Genomic DNA, 958 nt, shown 5'->3' with positions numbered 1-958 from the left:
TAGAGGAGATCGAAAGGGGGCGGTCATAACCCGTGTTCGTTTAGAAAATCGCTATTTAGCGATTCAACAACTTTACGAGGAAGAAAATTTTTCTATTATGTTATTATGCGAGATAGCAAAGGTGGCACGTGCCTCCTATTACAAATGGTTGAATCGAACACCAACAGATGAGGATAAACTAAATAAAACTTTATTAGAAGAGATGGAAAATCTCCATCAAAAAGTGAATGGGATTTATGGGTACCGTCGTATGACCATGAATTTGGAACGTCAATTTGACCGCCCATTTAATCACAAACGTATTTATCGTCTCATGAATATAGCAGGGATACAGGCTGTCATTCGCCGAAAGAAAAAACGTTATTCAAAGTCCACACCACAACATGTTGCAGACAATCTATTGAATCGAGACTTCACAGCATCAAAACCAAACGAAAAATGGGTTACAGATGTTACGGAATTCAAATATGGCATGTCCCAAAAAGCTTATTTAAGTGCCATTCTAGACTTGTATGATGGATCCATTGTAAGCTATAAAATCTGTACTTCTAATAATAATCCATTAGTCTTTGACACGTTGAAACAAGCTTTAGAGACGTCATCAGATGCGAAACCTTTAATCCATAGTGATCGTGGTTATCAATATACCTCACCTGGCTTTAAATATCTCATTGATAATGCTGGGATGAAGCATAGCATGTCGAGAGTAGGAAGGTGCATTGATAATGGTCCAATGGAGTCATTTTGGGGGACATTGAAATGCGAAAAGTATTATTTACATCAAAAAGACTATCACACGTACAAAGCGTTGGTTGAAGCCATTGAAGAATATATTCAATTTTATAATTACGAACGATACCAAAAACGACTAAACGGCCTTAGCCCCATGGAGTATAGGGCTAAAGCCGCCTAAACATTTTTTATTATTTCCACTGTCTACTTGACAGGGTGCAGTTCA

At 37.7% G+C, this 958-nt stretch carries 1 protein-coding gene; it reads left to right on the top strand.

Going from position 1 to position 958, the window contains the following annotated elements:
- Positions 1-913: IS3 family transposase (locus GH715_RS21225; protein ID WP_163578835.1), on the top strand; the 913-nt coding region annotated here is incomplete at its 5' end.
- Between the last annotated feature and the right edge of the window lie 45 nt (positions 914-958).

It is taken from the genome of Gracilibacillus thailandensis (assembly GCF_010994055.1).
Classification (GTDB): domain Bacteria; phylum Bacillota; class Bacilli; order Bacillales; family Amphibacillaceae; genus Gracilibacillus; species Gracilibacillus lacisalsi.
Note: the sequence above shows the minus strand (reverse complement) of the source record. Positions and strands in the feature narration are given on the sequence as shown.